This window comes from Brooklawnia sp. (genome assembly GCF_049651565.1).
In the GTDB taxonomy this organism is placed as follows: domain Bacteria; phylum Actinomycetota; class Actinomycetes; order Propionibacteriales; family Propionibacteriaceae; genus Brooklawnia.
In genome coordinates this window covers 1-4,747 of record NZ_JBASCI010000164.1, presented here as the reverse complement: position 1 = coordinate 4,747, position 4,747 = coordinate 1, and the positions used below count along the sequence as shown (strand labels likewise).

The 4,747-nt window shown below is 69.2% G+C and carries 3 protein-coding genes; 1 reads left to right on the top strand and 2 read right to left on the bottom strand.

Features of this window, described 5'->3' with window-relative positions; genetic code table 11:
- Positions 1-123: 123 nt before the first annotated feature.
- Together proB and obgE are read right to left on the bottom strand one after the other, a co-directional pair.
- Complete coding sequence (gene proB, locus WBL05_RS07555; RefSeq protein ID WP_424224895.1) at positions 124-1,296, bottom strand: glutamate 5-kinase; 1,173 nt, start codon at positions 1,294-1,296, stop codon at positions 124-126.
- Positions 1,289-2,824 carry a GTPase ObgE gene (gene obgE / locus WBL05_RS07550; protein WP_424224893.1) on the bottom strand — a complete coding sequence of 512 codons (1,536 nt, stop codon included), beginning with the start codon at positions 2,822-2,824 and terminating at the stop codon, positions 1,289-1,291. Before obgE ends, proB begins: the two co-directional genes overlap by 8 nt.
- A 313-nt stretch (positions 2,825-3,137) precedes the next feature.
- Here obgE and WBL05_RS07545 point away from each other — a divergent pair.
- Positions 3,138-4,747: polysaccharide biosynthesis protein (locus tag WBL05_RS07545; RefSeq protein ID WP_424224892.1), on the top strand; the 1,610-nt coding region annotated here is incomplete at its 3' end.

Sequence of the window (4,747 nt, the reverse complement as noted above, 5' to 3'; positions counted from 1 at the left end):
GCCAGTTGCCGGGCGGCGAGGCGCGCGGCCCGGGCCAGTGCAGCGACGTCAGTCATAGCGCAACCTTAGTCGCACCCGCAGCCCGGCCCGGCAGTCCGCCCACCGGCGACCCGCAGCCCGCGCTCAGGCCAGCCCGCCGACGTGGTTGAGCGGCACCATGGCGTCCCGGTGCACCACCTCACGTTCGTACTGGACGCCGAGTTCGGCGGCCAGGTCGTGGGTGTTGCGGCCGAGCATTTGCGGCAGGTCGGCGGCGTCGAAGTTGACCAGTCCGCGGGCGATGGGGTTGCCGTGGGTGTCGATCAGGTCAACCGGTTCGCCGGAGACGAAGTCGCCGACCACCTTGGTGATGCCGGCGGCCAGCAGTGAGGCGTTGCGTTGGGTGACCGCGCGGACGGCTCCGGCGTCGAGGTGCAGTTCGCCGCGCGAGACCGACGCGTGGGCCAGCCACAGCAGCCGGCGGGGCCGGGGCCGGTCGATGGGTGAGAACGCGGTGCCGACCTGTTCACCGGCGAGCACCTGGTCGATGGCCTCGGCGCGGGCGAGCACGACGGGGATGCCGGCGCTGGTGGCGATCTGGGCGGCCTGGATCTTGGTGGTCATCCCGCCGGTGCCGACGCTGGAGCCGACCCGGGAGGTGTCGACCTCGAGCTGGTCGACGTCGGGCACGAAGGTGATGGGTTCGGCGTCCGGTTCGTCGGGGTGCGCGGTGTACAGGGCGTCGACGTCGCTGAGCAGGACGAGCGCGTCGGCCCGCACCAGCTGGGCGGTCAGGGCGGCCAACCGGTCGTTGTCGCCGAACCGCACCTCGTGGGTGGCCACCGCGTCGTTCTCGTTGATGATCGGCACCGCACCCATCCGCAGCAGGGTGCCCAGGGTGCGCAGGGCGTTGGTGTAGCTGGCCTTGCGGGTGAGGTCTTCGACGGTGAGCAGCACCTGCCCGACCAGGATGCCGCGCTGGTTGAACAGTTCGGTGTAGCGCTGCATCAGCAGCCCCTGTCCGACGGCGGCGGCGGCCTGCTGGTGGGCCAGGTCGCGGGGCCGCAGCCGTAGTCCGAGCGGTGACAGTCCGGCGGCGATCGCCCCGGAGCTGACCAGCACCACGTCGTGGCCTTCGTCGTGGCTGTCGGCCAGGGTCTGCACCAGCGCGCCGACCCGTTCGACGTTGAGGCCGTGGGCCTGGCTGCTCAGCGACGACGACCCGACCTTGACCACCAGTCGTCGGGCGTCGACCACCTCGCGCCGTACTTCTTCCTCGGTCAATGCGCCGTCGAAATCGGGGGCCACTTCACTCATCCTCGTCTTCGAAATCGTGTGCCAGTTCTTCGACCAGGGCGCGCCGGTGCTGCTCGCGCCAGTCGACGTCGCGGTCGTCGCCCATCTGCTGTTGGCGGGCGGCGTGGTATTCGGCGTCCAGTTGGCGGCGTCGCTGCACCGAGGGCCGCACGTCGTCGAGCCGGGCGTCCTCGCCGCGTCGGCCGAGCAGTTCGCCGCCGGTTTCGACCTGCGGGGCGAAGTCGAAGACGACCGGGTTGTCGCCGGCGCCGATGGCGACCGCGTCGCCGGGTTGGGCGCCGAGGGCCAGCAGTTCGTCCTCGATGCCGATGCGGTTGAGCCGGTCGGCGAGGTAGCCGACGGCTTCGGGGTTGGTGAAGTCGGTCTGCCTGACCCAGCGTTCGGGTTTGGTGCCGCGGACCCGCCAGACGTGGCCGCCCTGCCCGTCGCCCTGGCGTTTGATGGTGAACTGGGCGGCGCGGTCGTCGGCGAGCGGTTCGGGCCTGATGATGGTGCGTGGACGCGGGGCGGCGTCCTGCTGGGCGCGGCGCTCGGCGACGATCTGGGCCATCGCGTAGACCAGTTCGGTGAGGCCCTCGCCGGTCTTGGTGGAGATCGGGAAGACCTGCAGGCCGCGGGCGGTCAGGTCGGGGCGGACGATTTCGGCGAGGTCGCGGGCGTCGGGCACGTCGATCTTGTTGAGGGCCACCAGCCGCGGCCGGTCGGCCAGGCCGCCGTAGTTGGCCAGTTCGCGTTCGATGATGTCGAGGTCGCCGACGGGTTCGCGGCCGGGTTCCCAGGTGGCGCAGTCGATGACGTGCACGATGGCCTGGCAGCGTTCGATGTGCCGCAGGAAGTCGTGGCCGAGCCCGCGACCCTCGCTGGCGCCCTCGATCAGGCCGGGCACGTCGGCGACGGTGAAGGTGGTCTCGCCGGCCACCACCACGCCGAGGTTGGGCACCAGGGTGGTGAACGGGTAGTCGGCGATCTTGGGTTTGGCGGCGGAGATGGCGGCGATCAGGCTGGACTTGCCGGCGCTGGGGAAGCCGACCAACCCGACGTCGGCCAGCACCTTGAGCTCGAGGTCGATGACCCGCTGCTCCCCTTCCTCACCTAGCAGGGCGAAGCCGGGGGCCTTGCGGGTGTTGGACGCCAAAGCAGCGTTGCCCAGGCCACCGCGGCCGCCGACGGCGACCACCACTTCGTCCACCTCGCCGAGGTCGGCGATCAGTTCGCCGGTGTCGTGGTCGGTGATGACGGTGCCCGGCGGCACGGCGAGCACGACGTCGTCGCCGTTGGCGCCGTTGCGGTTGCCGCCCATGCCGGGTTGGCCGTTGGACGCCTTGCGCTGGGATTGCCGGTGGTAGTCGACCAGGGTGGTGAGCCCCTGGTCGACGCGCAGGATCACCGAGCCGCCGTTGCCGCCGTTGCCGCCGTCGGGGCCGCCGAGCGGCTTGAACTTCTCGCGGTGCACCGAGGCGCAGCCATGGCCGCCGTTGCCGGCGCTGACGGTGAGCCGGGCGTGGTCGACGAATGTTGGGATGGCCATGGGCACGCTTTCTTGCTGGTGGACGCCCACGCTGGTGGGTCGGTGGACGTATCTGGCCAGTTTAGGAGTGCGACACGCCGCAGCCCAAGCCCCCGCTGGCCGAGGGCGGGGCTGGCTACCAGCAACACGCAACGACTTCGGATGATAAGGCAACACGGGCAACCCGGTTCCAACGTTGATCATTTCGTGGGCTATACTGCAGACCGTGTCTGGAACCGCCAAGGCCAGCACGCCACCCCCATTTGGCGCGCAAGGTCTACATAATCCGCTGACCGCCAAGGTCTACCGAATCCCTGTTCGGTGGCGCTTGGCCATGCTCGCGTCCTGGGACTGTTTCGCCTGGATGTTCGCCCTGCTGGTGCTGTACGTGGTGCGCTACGACTCGGGGTTCTCCCGGCCGCAGTGGGCCGCCGCGCTGGTCTACACCGGCATCGCGATGGCGCTGCAGATCGTGTTGGGGCTGGTCGCGATGCGCTGCCTGGGTCGTTTCCGGGTGGGCAGCTTCAGCGAGGCGTTGGCGCTGAGCACGATGCTGCTGGGTGTCACGGTTCCGCTCGGGCTGACGATGATGATCGTGTCGCCCAACTTCCCGCGCGGGGTGGCGCTGGTGCTGCCTCCGTTGGCGTTGATCTTCATGGCTGCGGGACGCGGTGTGTTCCGGATGCTGAAGGACATGCAGCGCAGCCCGGAACAGCTCGGCGTGCCGGCCCTGGTTTACGGGGCGGGCGAGGCCGGCCATCAGGTCGCCCACCTGATCGACGTCGCCGAGGAGCCGCCCTACTCGATTGTCGGCTTCGTCGACGACGATCCGGACAAGCGGAATCTGCGAGTTCGGAAGTACCGGGTTCGCGGTTCCGGTCGTGATTTCGTGCAGATCGCCCAGGAGCGCGGCGCGCAGGTGGTTATCCTGGCGATCTCGAATGCCACCCCGAAGCTGTTGAAGGCGGTGTCTGACCGCTGCGAGCGGTACGGGTTGAAGCTGGTGGTGGTGCCGCCGGTGCGCGAGATGATCGGTGGCCGGGTCTCGTTGGGGGAGCTGCGCGAGTTCAACGTGGCTGACCTGCTGGGCAGACGGCCTATCAAGACCGACCTGACGGAGATCTCGGACTACATCACCGACAAGGTGGTGCTGGTGACCGGGGCGGGTGGTTCGATCGGTTCGGAGCTGGCCCGCCAGGTGTACAAGCTGGGGCCGGCCAAGCTGGTGCTGCTCGACCGGGACGAGTCGGCCCTACACGCGGTGCAGTTGTCGCTGTACGGGGTTGGGCTGCTCGATTCCGACGACATGGTGCTGTGCGACATCCGGGACGCCGAGGCGCTGCAGAAGGTGTTCGACACCCACCGGCCGGAGGTGGTGTTCCACGCGGCGGCGCTGAAGCACCTGCCGATGCTCGAGCGCTTCCCCATCGAGGGCTGGAAGACCAACGTGCTCGGCACCCTGAACGTGTTGCGCTGCGCCCGCGAGGTCGGGGTGGCCCACTTCGTGAACATCTCCACCGACAAGGCCGCGGACGCCTCCAGCGTGCTGGGCCGCACCAAGCGGATCGCGGAGCGGCTGACCGCCTGGTATGCGCAGCACTACGACCTGCCGTACCTGTCGGTGCGGTTCGGCAACGTGCTCGGTTCGCGCGGATCGGTGCTGTACACCTTCCGGGCGCAGATCGACCGCGGCGGACCCATCACGGTCACGCATCCCGAGGTGACCAGGTATTTCATGACTATTCCGGAGGCGTGTGAGTTGGTTCTGCAGGCGGGCGCGATCGGCAAGCCGGGGGACGTGCTGGTGCTCGACATGGGTGAACCGGTGAAGATCGTGGACGTCGCCGAGCGGCTGATCGCCGAGTCGGGCAAGCAGATCGAGATCCACTACACCGGGCTGCGGCCGGGCGAGAAGCTGCACGAGGTGCTGTTCAGCCACGGCGA

What these genes read in the sequence shown, in the direction of transcription:
- proB (WP_424224895.1), bottom strand. Translation starts at nt 1,296, where the DNA reads ATGAGTGAAGTGGCCCCCGATTTCGACGGCGCATTGACCGAGGAAGAA.
- obgE (WP_424224893.1), bottom strand. Translation starts at nt 2,824, where the DNA reads ATGGCCATCCCAACATTCGTCGACCACGCCCGGCTCACCGTCAGCGCC.